Source organism: Vibrio sp. 704, assembly GCF_033339295.1.
This window is the reverse complement of the sequence record NZ_JAWOUH010001020.1, coordinates 1-518: the sequence shown is the minus strand read 5'-3', so window position 1 is coordinate 518 and position 518 is coordinate 1. Positions and strand designations below refer to the sequence as shown.

Genomic DNA, 518 nt, shown 5'->3' with positions numbered 1-518 from the left:
ATCGTATTATTGTGTTTGAAGACGGACGCCTCGCGAGAGATTTCGCCAACATCGGTAGCACGGCAGAGAAGTTTCATGCGTAGCGGCTTACACATTCGTTTTTCTCCGCCATGGATGGTGGTGGTTAGTCAGGCATTAAGCCTTTCCTTGCTTGGCTTTTTCAGCTTTTGTGCTGTTGCCAATATCCCTGGTTTACAACCTCAAAAATCTTGGGGTTTTGATGGTTATATTAAGTATATGGCGACATACAGCATGCCAGATGATCAAAGTAACTCGTTCGATCATCTGCTGCACAATCGTCTGAATTTTGAATACCGTTTTTCTCCAAACTGGCGTGTTAATGTTGGCTTGCGAAACCGAGCTTTGTGGGGCGATGCGTTAGACATTCCTCAATATCCCGAACTTGTCGCGCTAGATAATGGCTACTTTGATTTGAGCAAAAACTGGCGCGAAGACGACGTTATTCTGAATTCTCAATTTGACCGATTGTATGTGAGCTGGAAGAGCGACGATTGGAG

At 45.0% G+C, this 518-nt stretch carries 2 pseudogenes; both read left to right on the top strand.

The features are described from left to right. A pseudogene (locus R7R24_RS30440) lies at nucleotides 1-83 on the top strand (ABC transporter ATP-binding protein); the annotation flags it as partial. Beyond that, nucleotides 76-518, top strand: a pseudogene (locus R7R24_RS30435) (hypothetical protein); the annotation flags it as partial. The pseudogenes R7R24_RS30440 and R7R24_RS30435, both read left to right, overlap by 8 nt.